Annotated in this window: 18 protein-coding genes and 1 other RNA gene; 13 read left to right on the forward strand and 6 right to left on the reverse strand. The window is 41.2% G+C overall.

Features of this window, described 5'->3' with window-relative positions:
- Window positions 1-56 precede the first annotated feature (56 nt).
- Window positions 57-373: RNase P RNA component (gene rnpB, locus ACTB1O_RS05285), an RNA gene on the reverse strand.
- A gap of 36 nt (window positions 374-409) precedes the next feature.
- Between rnpB and ACTB1O_RS05290 the strand changes: the two genes are divergently transcribed.
- Genes ACTB1O_RS05290 through gltA form a run of 5 tightly spaced genes read left to right on the forward strand, consistent with a single transcriptional unit; the run spans window position 410 to window position 6,293 of the window.
- Window positions 410-979: a TIGR00296 family protein gene (locus ACTB1O_RS05290; RefSeq protein ID WP_462994097.1), complete on the forward strand. Its 570-nt coding sequence runs from the start codon at window positions 410-412 to the stop codon at window positions 977-979.
- On the forward strand, window positions 976-2,427 hold the full coding sequence (gene tgtA, locus ACTB1O_RS05295) for a tRNA guanosine(15) transglycosylase TgtA (protein WP_462994098.1): 1,452 nt from the start codon (window positions 976-978) through the stop codon (window positions 2,425-2,427). The genes ACTB1O_RS05290 and tgtA overlap by 4 nt, the downstream gene beginning before the upstream one ends.
- Window positions 2,420-4,048, forward strand: coding sequence for an archaeosine synthase subunit alpha (arcS, locus tag ACTB1O_RS05300; protein WP_462994099.1), 1,629 nt, complete (start codon window positions 2,420-2,422; stop codon window positions 4,046-4,048). Before tgtA ends, arcS begins: the two co-directional genes overlap by 8 nt.
- Window positions 4,049-4,102: 54 nt before the next feature.
- Window positions 4,103-4,957: a sulfide/dihydroorotate dehydrogenase-like FAD/NAD-binding protein gene (locus ACTB1O_RS05305; RefSeq protein WP_462994100.1), complete on the forward strand. Its 855-nt coding sequence runs from the start codon at window positions 4,103-4,105 to the stop codon at window positions 4,955-4,957.
- A complete protein-coding gene (gene gltA, locus ACTB1O_RS05310; RefSeq protein ID WP_462994101.1) occupies window positions 4,950-6,293 on the forward strand; it encodes an NADPH-dependent glutamate synthase in 1,344 nt (447 codons plus the stop codon). Before ACTB1O_RS05305 ends, gltA begins: the two co-directional genes overlap by 8 nt.
- A 234-nt stretch (window positions 6,294-6,527) precedes the next feature.
- Here the strand turns inward: gltA and ACTB1O_RS05315 are convergent, their stop codons facing one another.
- Window positions 6,528-7,640 carry a hypothetical protein gene (locus ACTB1O_RS05315; RefSeq protein ID WP_462994102.1) on the reverse strand — a complete coding sequence of 371 codons (1,113 nt, stop codon included), beginning with the start codon at window positions 7,638-7,640 and terminating at the stop codon, window positions 6,528-6,530.
- 7 nt (window positions 7,641-7,647) lie between these two features.
- Window positions 7,648-8,820: a tubulin/FtsZ family protein gene (locus ACTB1O_RS05320; protein ID WP_462994103.1), complete on the reverse strand. Its 1,173-nt coding sequence runs from the start codon at window positions 8,818-8,820 to the stop codon at window positions 7,648-7,650.
- 464 nt (window positions 8,821-9,284) lie between these two features.
- On the opposite strand from ACTB1O_RS05320, the gene ACTB1O_RS05325 reads away from it, so the two are divergent.
- The 8 genes from ACTB1O_RS05325 (at window position 9,285) to ndk (ending at window position 15,643) form a co-directional block, all read left to right on the forward strand.
- Window positions 9,285-10,514, forward strand: coding sequence for an NAD(P)/FAD-dependent oxidoreductase (locus ACTB1O_RS05325; RefSeq protein WP_462994104.1), 1,230 nt, complete (start codon window positions 9,285-9,287; stop codon window positions 10,512-10,514).
- A complete protein-coding gene (locus tag ACTB1O_RS05330) occupies window positions 10,511-11,215 on the forward strand; it encodes a glycosyltransferase (protein WP_462994105.1) in 705 nt (234 codons plus the stop codon). The genes ACTB1O_RS05325 and ACTB1O_RS05330 overlap by 4 nt, the downstream gene beginning before the upstream one ends.
- Window positions 11,212-12,180: a lysylphosphatidylglycerol synthase transmembrane domain-containing protein gene (locus ACTB1O_RS05335; RefSeq protein ID WP_462994106.1), complete on the forward strand. Its 969-nt coding sequence runs from the start codon at window positions 11,212-11,214 to the stop codon at window positions 12,178-12,180. The genes ACTB1O_RS05330 and ACTB1O_RS05335 overlap by 4 nt, the downstream gene beginning before the upstream one ends.
- Window positions 12,177-14,189, forward strand: a complete 2,013-nt coding sequence (locus tag ACTB1O_RS05340; protein WP_462994107.1) for a DUF2298 domain-containing protein — start codon at window positions 12,177-12,179, stop codon at window positions 14,187-14,189. The genes ACTB1O_RS05335 and ACTB1O_RS05340 overlap by 4 nt, the downstream gene beginning before the upstream one ends.
- Before the next feature lie 215 nt (window positions 14,190-14,404).
- Window positions 14,405-14,773, forward strand: coding sequence for a 50S ribosomal protein L7Ae (gene rpl7ae, locus ACTB1O_RS05345; protein WP_462994108.1), 369 nt, complete (start codon window positions 14,405-14,407; stop codon window positions 14,771-14,773).
- An 11-nt stretch (window positions 14,774-14,784) separates the two neighbouring features.
- The gene (locus ACTB1O_RS05350; protein ID WP_462994109.1) at window positions 14,785-14,991 is read left to right on the forward strand and encodes a 30S ribosomal protein S28e; all 207 of its coding nucleotides are present in this window, start codon (window positions 14,785-14,787) and stop codon (window positions 14,989-14,991) included.
- Window positions 14,992-14,993: 2 nt separating this feature from the next.
- Window positions 14,994-15,185 (forward strand): 50S ribosomal protein L24e, encoded by a 192-nt coding sequence (locus ACTB1O_RS05355; RefSeq protein ID WP_462994110.1) that lies wholly within the window; start codon window positions 14,994-14,996, stop codon window positions 15,183-15,185.
- Between the two features lie 8 nt (window positions 15,186-15,193).
- Window positions 15,194-15,643, forward strand: a complete 450-nt coding sequence (gene ndk / locus ACTB1O_RS05360) for a nucleoside-diphosphate kinase (RefSeq protein ID WP_462994111.1) — start codon at window positions 15,194-15,196, stop codon at window positions 15,641-15,643.
- 98 nt (window positions 15,644-15,741) lie between these two features.
- Here the strand turns inward: ndk and ACTB1O_RS05365 are convergent, their stop codons facing one another.
- The 3 genes from ACTB1O_RS05365 to ACTB1O_RS05375 all read right to left on the reverse strand — a co-directional run bounded on the left by ACTB1O_RS05365 (window position 15,742) and on the right by ACTB1O_RS05375 (window position 18,895).
- Window positions 15,742-17,208 (reverse strand): TrkH family potassium uptake protein, encoded by a 1,467-nt coding sequence (locus ACTB1O_RS05365; RefSeq protein ID WP_462994112.1) that lies wholly within the window; start codon window positions 17,206-17,208, stop codon window positions 15,742-15,744.
- A 98-nt stretch (window positions 17,209-17,306) separates the two neighbouring features.
- Window positions 17,307-17,687, reverse strand: coding sequence for a desulfoferrodoxin (locus ACTB1O_RS05370; protein ID WP_462994113.1), 381 nt, complete (start codon window positions 17,685-17,687; stop codon window positions 17,307-17,309).
- Between the two features lie 23 nt (window positions 17,688-17,710).
- Complete coding sequence (locus ACTB1O_RS05375; RefSeq protein ID WP_462994114.1) at window positions 17,711-18,895, reverse strand: FprA family A-type flavoprotein; 1,185 nt, start codon at window positions 18,893-18,895, stop codon at window positions 17,711-17,713.
- Between the last annotated feature and the right edge of the window lie 2 nt (window positions 18,896-18,897).

The following is an 18,897-nucleotide window of genomic DNA, read 5'->3' on the forward strand; positions in this document are numbered from 1 at the left end:
AAGATATTAATCTCGGTTAATAATTGAACAATCAGGAATAAGAGCAAAAGTAATATGAGTGGGAGTAGTAAGCCCCATTATGTTTTTACGGCATTCAGCTATCGCGCCGTACCCGAGACCGGCCCGGAAATGCCGTTAGCGTCTCTGTTCCGGCTTGCACCCGCAGGGATTCACCGTTCCACCGAATCCTCAGACCTTATAACGTTTCAGCAGTTTTAAACCTGCATCACAAACTATGGAAAGAGGCCGTATCGTTTCTGTGTCAGAGCCGTGACTCTCGCCACCTGCACTTGAATGCAGCTGCGTATCCGGTCGGAGTGGGGACTTTCCTCAGCAGCAAATAAATGCCACCGTCAGCCGCACTCTCCCTCTCAATCTTATTATTGTCTGCCAGCCATATATGTAGGTAATGATGCTTCTTGGTGAGGATGAGGGAAAGACTGCGGTGTGCCTTGCAAGAAAGACGATAGAAAAGGAGATTGCAGGAAAAGAACTGCAGTGTCCGAAGCTGCCCGCTGTCTTTAGAGAAAAGCGCGGTGTTTTTGTAACACTGAACAAATCCGGGGAACTAAGAGGATGCATAGGATATCCCAATCCCGTTCTACCTCTCTCTGATGCCATACAGGATGCAGCAATATCGGCCGCAACAAGAGATCCCAGATTTATTCCTGTAAAACCAAAAGAACTTGAAGATATCAGTATTGAAGTAACCGTCCTGACTCCGCCAGAGCCTCTTTTATGCCCTGCCGGAAAAAGGGCTGAAAATATAGAAACGGGGCGCCACGGACTTATCATTCAGGGAAAAGGACATGCAGGTCTTCTGCTCCCGCAGGTTGCAACCGAATACGGGTGGAATTCTGAAGAATTTTTAACCCACACATGCCTCAAGGCAGGACTTTTTAAGGACTGCTGGAAGGATGAAAATTATAATATACTTACATTTGAAGGGCAGATCTTTTCAGAAAAGAGGAAAATATGAGCATAAGTTTTGAAGTAATTCACAAAGACATAATGGCGAGAGCCGGAAAGCTGAAAGTCGGAGATAAAACCATTAAAACCCCGCTTCTTCTTCCGGTAATAAACCCGCACATACAGATAATTAAACCTGAAGAGATGGAAAAACTGGGCGTTGAAGCCCTGATTACAAATGCATACATCTTCAGCAAAAGTGAGGAGTTTCGTGACAGGGCAGTAAACGAGGGCCTCCATAAAGTCCTCAATTTTGGCGGAGTCATTATGACTGATTCCGGAGCTTTTCAGCAGTCTGTCTATGGCGATGTTGGTTTTTCAAACGCAGATACAGTTAAGTTTCAGCGCTCAATAGGAAGCGAGATTATAGTCCCGATGGACATTGCAACTTCTCCTGATAAAACTCATGAAGAGGCTGAAGAAGAGCTGACAATAACAATGGAACGCATAAAAGAGGCTCTTACAATAATCGATGACGGGCACCTTAGTGCACCCGTGCAGGGGGGAATACATTTAGATTTACGAAAACGTGCAGGAAAAGAGGTCAAAGACTTAAATATAATATTCTGCCCGATTGGCGCTGTCGTTCCTCTTATGGAGAGTTACCGCTACAAAGAGCTTGTGCAGGTCGTTATGGCTGCAAAATCAGAGCTTTCACCATCCTCATGCATACACCTCTTCGGTGCTGGACATCCTTCTATGTTTGCGCTTGCCGCCGCAATGGGCTGTGACGTGTTTGACTCTGCGGCATATGCCCTCTACGCAAGGGAAGACAGATATATGACACCTCAGGGAAGCTACAAATTACACGAGATAAACGAGCTCCCCTGCGCATGCCAGGTATGCAGGTCACACACAGCAGAGGAACTGAAAAAATCTCCTGACAAAGAGAGGCTTCTTGCACTTCACAACCTTTATGTGTCACTTGCAGAGATAGCCAGAATAAGGCAGTCGATTCTTGACGGAACATTGTGGGACCTTGTTGATGAGCGGTGCAGAAACCACCCGAGACTCCTTGACGGCTACCGCGAACTTTTAAAATACACAGAACAGCTTGAAAAATCCGACAGAATTACAAAAAGACGCTTCTTTTACAGGGGGAGCGAAAGTTGTATGCGAACCGAAGTCAGCCGCTATCATGAGATGGTAAAAAGACTTCCTGCCGGAGAAAAAGTCCTGATCTCATTTGACGGAAAAGGAAAAAGTGACTTTGACACCACATTTTTCTTCAAACCGCCATTCGGTCCATATCTTCCTGAACTTAAAGAGACATTCCCTGTGGGGCAGAGCGAGATTCCCGAATGGGACAGTGACATGATAAAATCAGGATGCAAGGGAATTATAAATCTCATTAATTCCCATGAATCATCATCCTTTTTTATTGCATGTGATGATGAACTAAAAGGCATTGTGTCAACAGAACTTGAGAGTATCAAAAACAGGTTTTCATATGTTTGAAGCTTTAAAAAGAGACGGCCTTGCAAGAACAGGCATATACACAACAGAAAAAAATGAGTCTTTCCAGACCCCTGCTGCATTAGATACACAAGCAGTTTTCCCAGATTTATCCGGACATGAATTCTCAAATATCCCTCTGCTTGGAAATGATAAATTCACAGAGGAATTTTCCCCGAAATATGAGAAAATTGTATTTCTGCATCCTGAGTCCAAAAAAAGAGGAGAATCCGGAGAATGCCTGATTGTTGCAAACTGGCATACAATCCTTGAAAATCCCAGGTTTTACGTCAAAATTCTCAGACAGCTGAAAAGTGAGAATCCAACAGATACTGCCTGGTATGCACCCGCATCCGCAATTCCTTCAAATGTTGCATCCCTGATTAATTCAGGATTTGATATATTTGATTACCTTGCAGTAGATCTAAAATCCGCACAAAATCTCTTCTGTACATCAGATGGAGAGTTTCCGGCAGATGAATGGTTCTCAAAAGGTCTGTGCAAATGCAGCGGATGCCTTAAAGGTGATCTCAAAGAGCATAACAGGAATGCACTTGACACGGAGATAGAAACCGTTAAAAGCTTTTTAAAGGACGGACATCTCCGCGAGTTAATGGAGCGCCGCTGCAGAAACTCTGCATCACAGGTTGCCATACTACGGCTTTTGGACCAGTCTTATGACTTTATTGAACCTAAAGTAACAATTGCAAGAAATAAACAGCTCTATGCAAACTCAGGCGAATCTCTGAAAAGACCAGAAGTTAAAAGATTTGTTGACCGTGTAATAAACAGATTTGTCCCTTCCAGAACTGATGTTGCGGTTTTAATACCATGTTCGGCAAGAAAACCATACTCATCATCACAGAGCCACAGAAGATTCCAGTCAGCCATTCAGAACAAGGCACACGAAATAATAATTACATCTCCCCTGGGAATTGTCCCCAGAGAACTTGAACGGATATATCCTGCCGCACACTATGATGTTCCTGTTACAGGATACTGGGACGGAGAGGAGAGGGCATTTATTACCGATGCAATTGCGCGTTATTTTGAGAAGAACAGATATGAAAAGGTATTTGTCCACCTTGACGGCGACTCTTTTGAGATAGCAAAAGCAGCACTCGAAAAATCCGGCACAGATTATGAATGCACTGCAACAGAGAGACTTACATCTCCGGATTCACTTAAAAAACTTGAAGAAGCCTTAAAATTCTGTAAAAAGTCCAGTCCAAATCTCATAAAAGGAACACTTTCATGGCAGTTTGATACAGAGATTGATACATCAAGACTGCAGCTGAGAGGCAAATATATGCGTGAAAAAGTCTTCATGGGCAGAAAGCAGGTTTTTTCAATTGACAATGAAACAGGAATTATGCGCCCTACTTTTGAGGGATGGGAACTAATTGAATCAGGTTACAGAATCTACATAGACAACTTTGTCCCACAGGGCGACATTCTGGCACCAGGAATTTTAAGATGTGACCCGAATATCCGCGAAGGTGATGAAGTCCTTGTAATCGGTGAGAAGGCATGGGCAACAGGAAGGGCATCAATGGGAGCAGAAGAGATGTGCGCATCAAAGCGGGGAATTGCTGTGCGGGTGCGTAAAGTAAAGAAGTTGTAATAGAAAATTATATTCACAAATTTTTGTAAATTTTGTAATTCTGGAGTGACACTATTGGCATATAAAATTGAAAAGGCATCAGAGATTGCCGAAAATATATTTGAATTTTGGATAAATGCCCCCCATGTTTCAAAAAATGCTCAGGCGGGACAGTTTGTCGTCATAAGAATAGATGATAAGGGAGAAAGAATTCCCCTCACAATATCCGCTGCAAAGGGCGATCTCATAAGAATTGTATTCATGGCAGTCGGAAAGACGACAAAATACCTTTCAACCTTAAATGCGGGAGACTATGTTCTGGATGTTGCAGGACCACTTGGTCAGCCAAGTGAGATGAAAAAGTGGGGCAGATGCGTGGTTATAGGCGGCGGTGTGGGTATTGCATGCCTCCCTATTCTTGCAAAGGCACTTAAAGAAACAGGAAACCATGTTACCGGTATTATCGGTTCGAGAAATGAAAAGCTCATTTTGCTCGAGGATGAACTGGCAGATGACTGTGACGAACTCGTAGTCTGCACAGATGACGGCAGCAAAGGCTTTCACGGATTCCCGGCAGATATTCTTAAGAAAAAACTTGATGAGGAAAAAATCGATGCAGTATGGATTATTGGTCCTGCAATAATGATGAAAATAACGTCGATGGCCACAATACCAAGCAAAACAAAAACCTTTGTAAGCTTAAATCCCATCATGGTTGACGGGACAGGAATGTGTGGCTCATGCAGGGTAACAGTCGGAGGCGACACCAAATTTGCCTGCGTTGACGGACCCGAATTTGATGCCCATCTCGTGGACTGGGATGAACTTATGAACAGACAGAGGATATATCCGGCTCAGGAAAAAGAGTCAAATGATATTTTTGAAGAGCACCAGCACCATTGTAGATGCGGGGAACATATCCATGAGTAAACGTCAGGCTGAAGAAAGGATAATGGACTTTAGAGAAGTTGATGAAGGCATCTCCGAGGTAAATGCTGTCCTTGAAGCAACAAGATGTATGGAATGTGTCAGACCAAACTGTGTAAAAGGCTGCCCCGTAAATATTGACATTCCCGGATTCATTGCCGCAATCGCTGAAAAGGATTTCAGAAAAGCAGTCAATATAATAAAATCAGAAAACATGCTCCCTGCAATATGCGGCCGAGTATGCCCGCAGGAGAACCAGTGTGAAGGCAAATGTGTTCTTGGTGTGAAAGAAAAACCGGTTAGAATCGGGGCACTTGAGAGATTTGTCGCAGACTGGGAACGTGAAAATGGAATTCAAAAGCCGAGAACTGCAAAGCCGACCGGAAAACTTGTCGCAGTTGTAGGTTCAGGTCCTGCAGGTATAACAGCCGCGGCAGAACTTGCCCGCTTTGGACACTCAGTCACATTATTTGAGTCACTTCATGGACCGGGAGGAGTTTTAACATACGGAATTCCATCATTCAGGCTTCCAAAAGATATTGTGAAAGCGGAAATTGATGAGATTTTATCCCTCGGTGTGGACTTAAAGCTGAATCATATTGTGGGAAGAAGCATACCCGTTGATGAACTGCTCTCATATGATGCAGTATTTCTGGCAACAGGCGCAGGCCTTCCTTCCTTTATGGGTATTGAAGGTGAAAACCTGAACGGTGTTTATTCGGCAAATGAATTTCTGACCCGTGTAAACCTTATGCATGCTGACAGTTTCCCTGAGTATGACACACCCGTTCTCAAAGGCAACAGAGTTGCAGTTGTAGGCGGCGGAAATGTGGCTATGGACTCGGCACGTGTTGCAAAAAGAATGGGTGCTGAGGTTTTCCTTATCTACAGGCGCCGCGAGGAAGACCTTCCCGCAAGAGAAGCAGAAGTTGCAAATGCAATAGAAGAAGGAATTAAATTCTACTGCTGTGCAAACCCTCTCATAATCCTTGGCGGACCATCTGTTACCGGAATTGAATGTGTAAGAATGGAGATGTGTTCCCCGGATGACAGCGGCAGACCATGCCCTGTGCCAATAAAAGGCGAAGAAGCTAAGTTTACACTTGACGTTGATGTCGTAATAGAGGCGATAGGACAAAGTCCAAACCCGCTTCTGGTATCTCTTATGGAAAAACTTGAAAAAGGAAAGAGAGGAAACGTCATTGTTGATGAGAACGGCAGAACATCGATTCCGCATGTATTTGCCGGAGGAGATATTGCAACAGGTGCTGCAACAGTTATTGAAGCCATGGGTAATGCCAAAAAAGCTGCATCAGCAATTAATGAGATTCTTAAATAATATAATTCAAAACAAAATATTTTTTACTTTTATATTTTTATTCAAAATTTCAAAAGAATATACTTTGCCAACAAAGTTCTTGATACTCAGATCCTTAGAAACCAAATAACAATCATCATACGGAAAAAATCAATTTTTCTATCCTTAATTCCATTTCAACTTACAATTATAACCAAAGTAGATTATTTTATTAAAAGATTAAAAAGCAAAAAAAAGAATGTGAATTTATTTATCTTATCCCAGTTCATCCCAGGATGTGTAACGTCTGTAGACTACAATACCCACAACAGCCACAACAACAATTATACCAATAATTGCAAATATTCCCAAACCACCCACATCAGGAATAAGACCCTTACTAACTTCAGCATAAAGCGTCTCTGCAGATGTCAGTGCTTCACCGGCTTTTGTATTAGCAGTCTCTGCAAGCGTATATGCCTGAGGATAATTCTTCTCATTAAAAAGCGATTTTGCTGAGTTTAAAGAAGACTGTGCAGACTCCGTCTTGGTCTCAATATTAATTACTCTTGCATCATTTGTCATACTACGATTTGACTTAAAATCTGTAACATAGAAGGATATACTTTCAATTGTTGCCTGTGCATCATCTATTGACTTCTGTGCCCAGGCCTGATTTAACAGGGTTTCTCCTTCTGAGATCAGAGTCTGTGCTTCTGCAAGGAGAGTATTTGAAGTAGAATAGGACGCTGTTGCAGACTGGATGTACTTGTCTCTCGCAGCATCATATTTGACCTGTGCCGCTGCTGTGTCAACACCGGTCTTCAATTTTTCCTGAATTTTAGTATCAAAACTCTCAAGATCTGTTTTTACAATATCCCTCAGTTTGTCAATATCCCCGGGATTTACAACCATTTTTTCAACTTTAAAATCTCCCGCAGACACTGTATTTCCACTTCCGTCAGTCTGCACCAGTTCAAAGAAGACTAAATCCCCGGTACTTGCAACTTCGGGAACCTTCCCTTCCAAATCATAACTTATAACAATTGTGTTTGAGTTTGATGGGTAGTCAAGAAGAAATCCGGATAGTTCAATTTTTCTTGTTGAAACTTCCTTTGCTTCACCATGACCATTGATCTTTATTGTATAGACCCATTTGGGATTTTCAAGTGCAGTATAAACCTCTAAATAATGAAGTTCCGGAAAAGTGGAATCTCCAGTACTTGCAAGTGATACATCAGCACTTATTGATATTATCTCACCGGGAGCATAAGACGTCTGATCAGGTGTTATTTTTATTACAGGGTCTTCAAAATTTGCTGCCGATACTGAATGCACTGAAATAAGTGCAAAAATTACAATTAACAAAAAGAAAATTTTTTTCTTCATATTTCCCTCACTCAAACAACGGATCGATTTCCTCATTGTCAAACATAGTTACACGACGTTCTTTGGATTTTATTACGTCATCTTTTGTCTCTTTTGCAATCTCTAAAAGTTCGCGGATACGTGGCGCATCACCTATTGTTGCAAGAACCACAACCGCTGCGATCTTTGAACTCTCGGTAGGATAATCTCCGCCCCTGACTTCAACACCGGCAATGTTTTCCTCAACCCAGGATTTGGACTTTTCTACACCTTTTCTGTCCATCTCATCAGGAGGACCTGCCATAAGAACAAGTGCACGTTCTGCTGTAGTATAGTCACATGGCAGTGTTAAGCGTCCGAGCATTGCTCTTCTGACAAGACCTATCACCTTTGCAGACTTATCCTCGCCGGTAAGTACCTCCTCGGAATTATCCTTCTTTTTAACAGACAGACCACCGAGTAAACCCTTTTTCTGCCTGACGCTCTTTGTTACCTTTTCACTGATTGCATATCCTACAGAACTTATACCACCGCCACGCAGGGTGTTGATAATCTCACTCGAATCAACAACCATCTCTCCGACACCAGTCTTTCCGACCTCTCCTGCACGGAAAAGAACACCAAAACGTCGGACAATTTCATCGTTCAATCGTTCATATGCCGATCTTACACTTTCTCCCTCGTTTTTCCAGGCACTATTATCAAAAATAAAAGTGTTGTCTGCCTCATGCACCAGTGTTGACAGACTCCTTGCTGCATTATATGAATAAAGTCTGCCTTCCTCAGGAGCAGGAAGTATTCCAAGCGCATATACAGGTTCGCGATAAATGCGTTTCAGGTGGCGGCACAGAACCGGTGAACCACCGGAACCTGTTCCTCCTCCAAGGCCTGCAATAACAACAAAAGCATCGATATCATGAGTTCCTCTTGTATCAATGGTGTTGATTATACTATCAATCTCATCTGCTGTGATTTTGGCGCCGGTTACGTTATCCGTTCCAACACCATGACCTTTCACAACAGTCTGACCAATTAGAATGCGATCGCGCAACTCTATATGTTTCAGACCCATGAGATCGGTCCTTGCAGTATTAACTGCAATTCCTCTAAAGCTTCGGACAGGGGCTTTTTTATCCTGTTCCATGAACATATCTACTATTTTGCCCCCGGCCTGGCCAAATCCAATGAAAAAAACTCTCATTTAACAAAACACCATCCAGTGGAGTGAAGATTAATTTCCCGTTACTTCAGGTTATGAAAATATATTAATTCATTACTTCAAAAGCTTTCTTATGTTTCTTTATATGTTCAAAAGAAAAATCACTTTGAATCATAAGAATTTATGGCGTAGAAAGGTATGATAGTATTTATTTAGCCTTTTTGTTTATGTCAGATTAAACCAGATGGTTTTTTACTTTATTGTTCTGAAATTTAATCCTCATTCTCAACTCAAATTTAACAAATAACAGGCAAACACAGGATAATTATATAAATAATATCAGAACAGATCATGATTCAGATCCCATTTATCATAGAAATAATATCCAAAAATCATTTTTTTCTTTTTTACGTCCCGATATTCCCGCATTTTTCAGTTCATAAAATATCACTTTTTTGTCTTTTAATCAAAAGCATGAAATGCTCTGCAATAAAAATATAGTAGAAATGGATATCTGCATTATTGGAGGAGGACTCAGCGGTATGTCTGCAGCATACGCTCTTAGAGAAAAAGCAGGCATTACTATTCTTGAAAAAAAAGAGAAGTCTGGCGGATGTCTTTCATCATCAAAGACAAAACAGGGATATATTGAGGATTTTTACCACCACTGTTTTGCCGGAGACAATAATCTGTTTGAGTTATCAGAATCACTTGGTATATTCAGCGAAATTGAATGGATGTCAGGAAGTACAGGATACTACGTAAACGGCAAAATAAACCCGCTTACGACTCCTCTTGAAATTTTAAGATATCCCCATCTGTCAATTGCTGACAAATTCAGGCTTGGCCTTCTCACACTTCAGTCAGGAAAATATGAGCTTTCCGGACTTGATGAAATATCTGCAAAGGAATTTGTCATTGAAAAATGCGGCGAGAGCGTATACAATTCATTTTTTGAACCGCTACTCAGAAGCAAATTTGGAGATATGAAGGATTCAGTCTCCGCTGCATGGCTTATCTCAAGAATTGCCATACGCTCAGACAGAAAAACAGGTGGAGAAAAACTGGGTTATTTTAAATTTGGATTTAATTCCCTGATTGAAGCACTTAAAGCAAAACTTCTTGAATCCGGATGCATTATAAAAGAAAATACTCCTGCAGAAAAACTTCATTTTAACGGTTCCAAATGGGAAGTAAACGGCACAGCCTACGATGCAGTAATATCCACAATAAACCCCTCCTCTCTTGAAAAAACAGGAGGGCCGAAAGTTCCCGATATAACTTATCAGGGTGCTGCCTGTATGGCAATTGGCCTTAAAAGGGAAGTCACAAAAGGCATATACTGGCTTAATATGAAGGATGAGGCACCATATGGCGCAGTCATCGGACATACAAACATGGTCCCCTTTGAGAGATATGGAGAACATATAGTATACCTGGCATCATACTTTAAGGAAAAGCCGGCAGATAACCTCAAAGAGATAATGATTGAGGATTTTTGCAGACGGTTTGATGTCAGTGAGGACGAGATAAACTGGTACAGGCTTACGGTTGAAAATTCCGCAGGTCCGGTTTATACAAGGGGATATAAAAATCTGATTCCCGGATATGAAAAGGAAGGTCTCTTCATGGCAGGAATGTTTTCTATGCCCAACTATCCGGAAAGAAGTATGGAAGGCTCAATAATTGCAGGAAAGGATGTTGCATCAGAGATAATAAGGAAATACGGCATATGAAAGAGATTGAAGTCAGTGCAGTATTACCTGTTTTTAACGACAGAATATCACTTGAAAAAGCAATACCAAAATCCATTGAGATTTTGGAAAATATTACAGATTCCTTTGAACTGATTATTGCCGAAGATAACAGCACTGACGGCAGCCGCGAACTTGTGGATGAATGGGTAAACAAAGACCCCCGTGTTAAACTCCTTCACAGCGATGAAAGACAGGGAAGAGGGAAAGCCTTAAACAAGGCATTTTCAGAGGCTAAAGGAGATATTGTCTGTTATTATGATGTTGATCTTGCAACAGGAATGGAGCATTTAAAAGAACTTATAAACTCTGTCCAAGACGGAGCAGATATCTCAACAGGTTCACGCCTGATGCCCAAAAGTGATATTGTCCGTACAAGGGATCGTGAAATTGCCAGCAGAGGATTTAACTTTTTAGTCAGATTTGTATTAGGAAGCAGACTTTACGATCACCAGTGCGGATTTAAGGCTTTTAACAAAAAAAGCCTGATGATACTTTTACCTGCCGTATATTCAAAACACTGGTTCTGGGATACAGAAGTTCTGGTCAGGGGCCAGCGTGCAGGATACAATATTGCAGAATTTCCTGTACACTGGAGATGCGGTACAGGCACAACAGTCAGATTCAGCGACATATTTTCCATGGGTTCCGATATTCTGAAATTATGGTGGCAGCTTAGATGAACTTTAAAAAAGCAGGTGCGGTAATAATACCCACATTAATAGCAGCCGGAATTATTGCATACATGCTCTGGCGGGTCTGGGATGATCTTATTGTTGCATTAAAGACCGCAATACCGTCATTTTTATTACTTGCAATTTCTATCTGCATCGCCGCGTGGTTCTTAAGAGGACTAAGATACCAGTATATCCTCAAAAAACTGGATGTTTTAGTGAATGTATGGAAATCAACCGCCTGCATATATGTATCACAGACTGCCAACCTGATTATTCCTGCAAGACTTGGAGATCTTGTACGTCTGTTAATTTTAAAACATGAAGCAGATGCAACTTACTCAAAAGGGCTGTCTTCAATAGTTGTGGAACGTTTCTTTGACATTATAACAATTGCACTTTTAGGGGCAGTTGCCCTGCCCTTTGCATTAAATGTTCCCGAATGGTTTTCGACAGTTATCGCCGTAACACTCATCCTCTGCTTTATTTTTGTTGCAGTCCTTCTCTTTTTCGGAAACAACAGATCTGAGAACAAGTACATAAAGATAATATTAAACCTTATTTCAGAGATTAAACAGGCGTCCCTTAACCTGTCCTCAGCCGGAATATTAGGTTTTTCATCTGTTGTCATATGGATTTTTGACTGTATCATATGCCTTGTAATTGCAATGATGTTTAATGTCCAAATTCCGTTTGTTGTGATTGTTCTGGCAATTGTCATAGGAAACCTTGTAAAAGCAGTACCCCTGACCCCTGGAGGTGTTGGCACATATGAACTTGCAGTTGCATTAACTCTTGAGATATCAGGAACTCCGGCTGCGATTGCAACACTTATTGCAGTTATAGATCATCTTGTCAAAAATCTGGTAACACTCATCGGAGGCGTTATATCGCTCTATATCTTTGGCGACTGGGCAGTTGACATGATGAAACGTGCTTTTTGCAGGGGAATTGATAAAGGAGAAATTGTTTGACGCCGGAAATGCAGATATTATCAGTTATCCTCTGGATATTTCTTTTGAAATTTATCCAGATGTCCATCTGGCCTTTATTAAAAGGAGCCACAGGAAAATATTCATACGGAATCTCATATCCCGCATCCCTGCTGATATTTGCACTGATATCCTGGTATCTTGCACTTTCAGGATTTTCTGTATATCTGTCCCTTCTTGTCTTCGCAGCACTTTTCATATTTTTTGCATACAGAGGAGAATACACAAAAGAAAAGATAATACCTCATCTGGGATGGGACCTTGTCTTCTTTTTGCTTTTCCTCTTCATGCTTGAAGTGAGATATCTAAACCCGTCCATATCTTATGCCGAGAAATTCATGGACCATGCATTCCTCGCATCTGTCATCAATAATCCTGTAATACCCCCTGTTGATCCGTGGTATGCAGGAGGAAGTCTTGACGTATACTACTACTTTGGACACTGGATTTTCGGTGCTATGGGTATTATTACGGGAATAAAATCAACCGTTGTTTTTAATCTTGTACTCCCGACAGTCTTTGCAAATACCGGAGTCGCACTTTACGCATCAGGAAAACTTCTTCTGAAAAGATACCAGTGGCTGCCGGTTCTTACACTCTTTTTGGTAAATCCTTCTTTTATCCTGCATCTGCTGTCAGGGGATAATATCCAGACAGTTATGTGGGAGAGTACAAGAACCATTGATGCCGCCATAACAGAGTTTCCTCTGTTTTCAATGCTGTGGGGGGATCCGCATGCACACGTAATTGCACTTTTTAACCAGGCGTTTTTCCTGTTTCTTCTGATATATGCATATATAAAATGGAATGAATCTGATGAAAAATCCAGATGGACTCTTGCAATATTATTATCTTTAAGTCTCGGTTCAATGCCGCTTTTAAACACATGGGATGTTTTGATTTATGCACCTGTGCTTCTCGTCACCGGTCTTTTAATCTTTTACAAAAACAGGGACTCAGAATTTATAAAAGCCCTTCCGCTGAGGATTTTATTGTTTGTCCCGGCATTGTCAGTCCTCATATATCTTCCCTATTACCTGATGCTCAACACAGGAGGAATTGAAGGTATTGCAATTGTCCATACACCAACAGAACCTCTGGCATTCCTTTTAGTTTATGGATTTTTCATTTTGATTCTGTATACAGAATACATAAAAGACATCATCAGAAAACCTTACCTGATAATATTCGCAATACCCTTCATTCTTCTGGGCTACATTGGCGCAGGTATCTGTGTCATTCCCATTGCCGCACTTATAGCAAGAAAAAAACTGTTTGCAGAGGAGATACTTGCAGCTTTCGGCCTTTTGATAATAGTTTTTACAGAAACCATCTATCTTAAGGACAATATGGGAGAGGCATACTTTCGGATGAATACTGTCTTTAAGTTCTCACTTATTGCATGGATGATGCTTGGGATATCTTCTGCAACCTTCATCGGGAAATATCTTGAAAAACGAATTCCACAGGATTCAGAAAATGAAAAAAGAACAGGAAAGAAAAAAACAGTTATTGCAATACTGATCTGTGCCCTTTTTTTAATGCCCGTCATTCTGCCTGATCTCAACTACGGGTATGGAGGAAAGACCCTTGACGGGATGGACTGGATGGAAACACAGCACCCGTATGACTACAAAGCACTAGAGTATCTGAGAGAATCCGGCGGAGACATCAGAATCGTTGAGGCTGAAGACGGTGATTACACATATTATTCCAGAGTCTCATCCCTTACAGGATATCCGACGATAATAGGAATGCCTTTTCATGAACAGATGTGGCGGGGAAATGAGGCTTTAATCGGTGAGAGGATGTCAGATATCAGAAAAATATATGAAAACCGTGAAGAGTGTACAGACCTTATGAAAAAATACAGTATGACCCATATATTCGTCGGAGAACCGGAACAGAGCAGATACGACACAGACCTGCCTTATGATCTTCTGGATGTTGTATACCAAAACGACGGAGCAGTAATCTATGCGCTCAAATGAACCAATAATCACGCCAATTTATTAATACACAATGTAATGGATTTTTCAACGAAAAACCAGCAACTACTTTCAAAAACCTTTATCCCTTTTAATGATGAATTAATATAGCTACATCAATCACTGACTGATGAGTGATGAAGGAGTAACTCTGATTCAATAAAACCAGAAGAGTTTTTATGCTCTTTTTGGTTCTTTGCTCCTGAATGAGGTGAGTTATGTCAAAAGTATACGCAAAATTTGAAGTTCCTGATGATATTCAGAACAAGGCACTGGAAGTTCTTGAAGTCGCCAGAGACACAGGAAAAATTAAGAAAGGATCAAACGAAGCAACAAAGGCTGTAGAGAGAGGAATTGCACAGCTTGTAATTATCGGCGGCGACGTTGAGCCTGAGGAGATTGTAATGCACCTTCCGGCACTCTGTGACGAGAAGCAGTGCCCATACGTTATAATCAACCAGCAGAATGATGTTGGAGCAGCAAGCGGTCTTGACGTTGGCTCAGCAGCAGCAGCAGTTGTAAAACCAGGAAAGGCAAAAGAACTCCTCGAAGAAGTACTCGGTCAGATTACCGAACTCAGATCCTGAGGTGACCAGTCATGGCAGATGCAACGCCGGCAGAAGTTATTGAGATTATCGGTCCGACAGGAATGCACGGAGAAGCTTTCCAGGTCAAATGCCGTATTCTTGATGGCTCAAACAAAGGAAGGATTGTAACCCGCAACACAGTCGGGCCAATCCGCGAGGGTGATGTGCTTATGCTCATCGAAACCGAACGTGAAGCTAAAAAATTATCGAGGCGCTAAAAATGGTAGATACATATGTATGCTCGTTCTGTGGTGGACAGGTTGAACCCGGAACAGGAATCATGTATGTCAAAAAAGATGGTTCAATCTTTTATTTCTGCAGTTCAAAATGTCGCAACAACTACCGCCTCGGAAGATTACCACGCCGCGTAACCTGGACAGCAGCAGGCCGCAAGGCTCTCGGTAAGGAGTGATCCTAATAATGGATCAAACTTTTTTAATGATCAAACCCGACGGCGTCCAGCGCGGACTTGTCGGTGAGATTGTATCACGTCTCGAAAAGAAAGGTCTGAAACTTGTATCAGCGAAGTTTGAGATGCTTCCTGAAGAACGTGTTATGGATCATTACTCCGAACACAAAGACAAACCATTCTTCCCGGGTCTTAAATCATACATTATGAGCGGACCGTGCTTTTTGATGGTATGGGAAGGAAAAAATGTTGTCTCAATTACACGCCAGATGATTGGCGCAACCAATCCTGCAGAAGCACTCCCCGGAACAATCCGCGGAGACTTTGCCCTTGAGATTGGTATGAATGTAATCCACGGCTCAGACTCAAACGAGACTGCAAAACGTGAGATTGCAATTCACTTTAAAAACGACGAAATCACCTCCTATGAAAGAGTAGATGAAAAATATCTCTACGAATAAACTTTCAGAATATCTTTTTTTATTTCTTAATTGTTCGATTTAATCTGCCCTTCTTTATGGCTTTTTTATCAGATAGAAAATATTGCAAAAAGGGTTTTTTATCTGGAATGATCAAAGCCCTTTAAGATACCCATGAAAAAGACAATTACAGGCAGTATCTCCAGACGACCTATCCACATAACAAAAATAAATGTAACCTTACTAAAAGGGGTCATATCAGGAGTTACAAAACCTGTACTTATACCGTTATTGCATACCGCAGACACAATCTCAAAGATTACATTGCTAGTATCAACCAAAGGCGACTCAAAATGCATAATAAATATCGAAGAGAAGAAGATTACAAAAAGATAGAGAATTATAAGGAGCATATTCTTTGAGACCTCTGTTTCCGCATCAGCCTTAGGTATTATCTTTCCGCCGTATCGAAACGGGACTATGACTTTTCCACTAACAAAAGATCTTTTGAACCACCATACAATACCCCTATAGGCTAAAGCCGCCCTTGAAAGTTTGATACCTCCGGCAGTACTTCCTGAAGACCCCCCGATAAACATCAGAAGAACAAGAAACAGAACAGTCACAGGTGCCCACAAATCAGGGGATGATATCTGAAATCCGGTGCTTGTAACACCTGCAACTGCCATAAAAATACCCTGTCTTATTGCTGTTGCACTGTCAAGTCCGTTATATAATAAAAGATCAGCCGATATCACCAGAAATCCGATAAATATCAGAAAAAACAACAGCCATGCCTGCTCATCATGGAAAAAGCTCACTTTTCTTTTGTGATATGACATATAGTAAATCTTAAAAGGAAGAGCTCCTGCAATCATAACAGGAATTATCAGCATTTCCAAAAGCGGATTATTATAAAATGGAATTCCTGCCGAATGAACAGAAAAACCACCAGTTGCAATTGCAACCATCGCAATGTTTACTGCATCCCAAAGTGATACACCCGAGAGAAGAATTAAAAGAACAGAAATTACAGTCAGAACCAGGTATATCTTCCACATCTGAAGACCCTGCTGAACAACACTTGGCATAAATGCCTCACTTCTTCCTTCCGAACGATAAAAACGTGAAGGATTCAGACCGGTTTTTGAGAGCATAACAACAGTGAAAGCAACTATACCAAGACCGCCAAGCCACTGCATAAGAGATCTCCAAAAAAGGAGAGTATATGGTGCCGAATCTACATCAGGCATCATTGTAAGGCCCGTATCAGTCCATCCCGACATTGCTTCAAATACTGCATCAAGATAGGGCATCCCCGCACCTATCCAGAAGGGGACTGCACTCACAAATGCACAAATGAGCCATATAAACGCCACTGAAAATAATGCCTGGCTTAATTTTGCTTCTCTGTTATTTTCAGGAAACATCAGAAAAGCTGTTCCGATAAGGTACAGAATCAGAGGCACAAGTGCCATCGGGACTATCATATCCCACTCACTGTATATTATGGCAATAAGAATCGGAATACATGTTCCAAAACTAATAAAGCGAAGCACATTTCCCAGGTCATCTGCTATTACTGAAAACTGATTTATTCGGTTCATCGGAGATACATCTAAGGTAAACTATCAGATAATATATGTATTTGCATAATATCGCGGGAAATACAATTTTTAATTATTAATTTTATCAAAAATTAAATTTATTTTTTATTTGTCCACAGACCATGAATGTTACAATATTCTATTGCTTTTACATCCGCATTCTGGCAGGGGAAATTTGCAACAGGCTCATCTCCCGGAGACAACCAGTGAACCATCAGATCATTTCCGTCAATTACTCCGATACACACAATATGATGTTCAGGCGTCATGGGATGAAGTGTGGAACCGACTGTTACCTTTATTCCGGACGCTGTCTTTTCCACAACAGGAACATGCTTTTCAGTCTTAAAGTCCGCAGTCTGTGCCTCCAAAAGCTTCATAGGTACATCACAGCATGAGAGTTCACCCTTCCCCGCATCTGCAACTATCAAAACATTCCCGCATTTTTCACATTTGTAAATTTCAGCAATTTTTGTCATTTAATTTAACCCCCTTTTTTTTATTAAACGATCTTGTATTCGCTATGCTTATTTAAGATTTCTTCGGCAAGTTTCTCAAGATTTGAAAATACTTCTTCATCAGGAAGACCTTTGATATAAACAGGCTCGAGAATTTCAACATCAAGCTTATGAATCATATCACCAAGGTCATTAACCGTCTTTCCCCCCCACCCGTATGAGCCGATTATCCCGACAAGCTTTGCTTTCGGTTTTAAAATGTTTGCAATAAATGCAAGATTTGCGACTTTTGGATGAGGACCAAAAAGAACAGTAGGCGTTGCAACAATAATTGTTGCGGCGTCTAAAAGATCCATAGCAAGTCTTCCGGTATCAGTCTTTCCAAGATCATAAGGACGGACTGATATTCCTTTTGATAAGAGACATTCTGTCAGATACATTACCATTTTTTTAGTGCTTCCATGCATGGAGACATAAGGAATAATTACCCGGTTTTCAACCTTATCAGAACTCCATTCCCGATAGGCATCAAGAATATATCCGGTATCGTTGTACATCGGCCCGTGGCTTGGCGCAATAATATCAAATTCATACCCTGAAAGCCGGTCTAAGTACTCTTTCACCTTATTCCTAAACGGCATCATAATCTCGGCAAAATACCTCTTTGCGAGAACATAATGCAGATTTTTGTCATCAACAAAAAGGCTTCCTGTTGCATAATGTGAACCAAAGAGATCACATGTGAACATAATCCTGTCCTCCCGGAGGAATGTGATCATGGTATCCGGCCAGTGTACCCAGGGAGTTATCAGAAATTCAAGTGTTTTATCGCCCAGTGAAAGAGTTTCACCGTCACCCACAACCATTATCCTGAAATCAGGAATGTGATGAAGGCTGATTAACAGCTCTTTGCACTTCTCAGACGCTATAACCTTTGAACTCGGAAACAACTCTAAAAAAACAGGAATTGCACCGGAATGATCCTGTTCTGCATGATTGGCAATTATGTAATCAATCTTTGACACTCCTGAACGTGCAAGGTTTGTTATAAATTCCTCCTCAAATTCAGGGTCAACACCATCTATTAAAACGGTCTTTTCACTGCCCTCTATCAGATAAGAATTATAAGTTGTACCATCCGGAAGAGGCAGAAGCTCGTCAAAAACCTGTCTGTCCCAGTCGATTACTCCAACAGAATATACGTTATTACAGATCTCTCTAACTACCATTT

It is taken from the genome of Methanomicrobium sp., assembly GCF_055145805.1.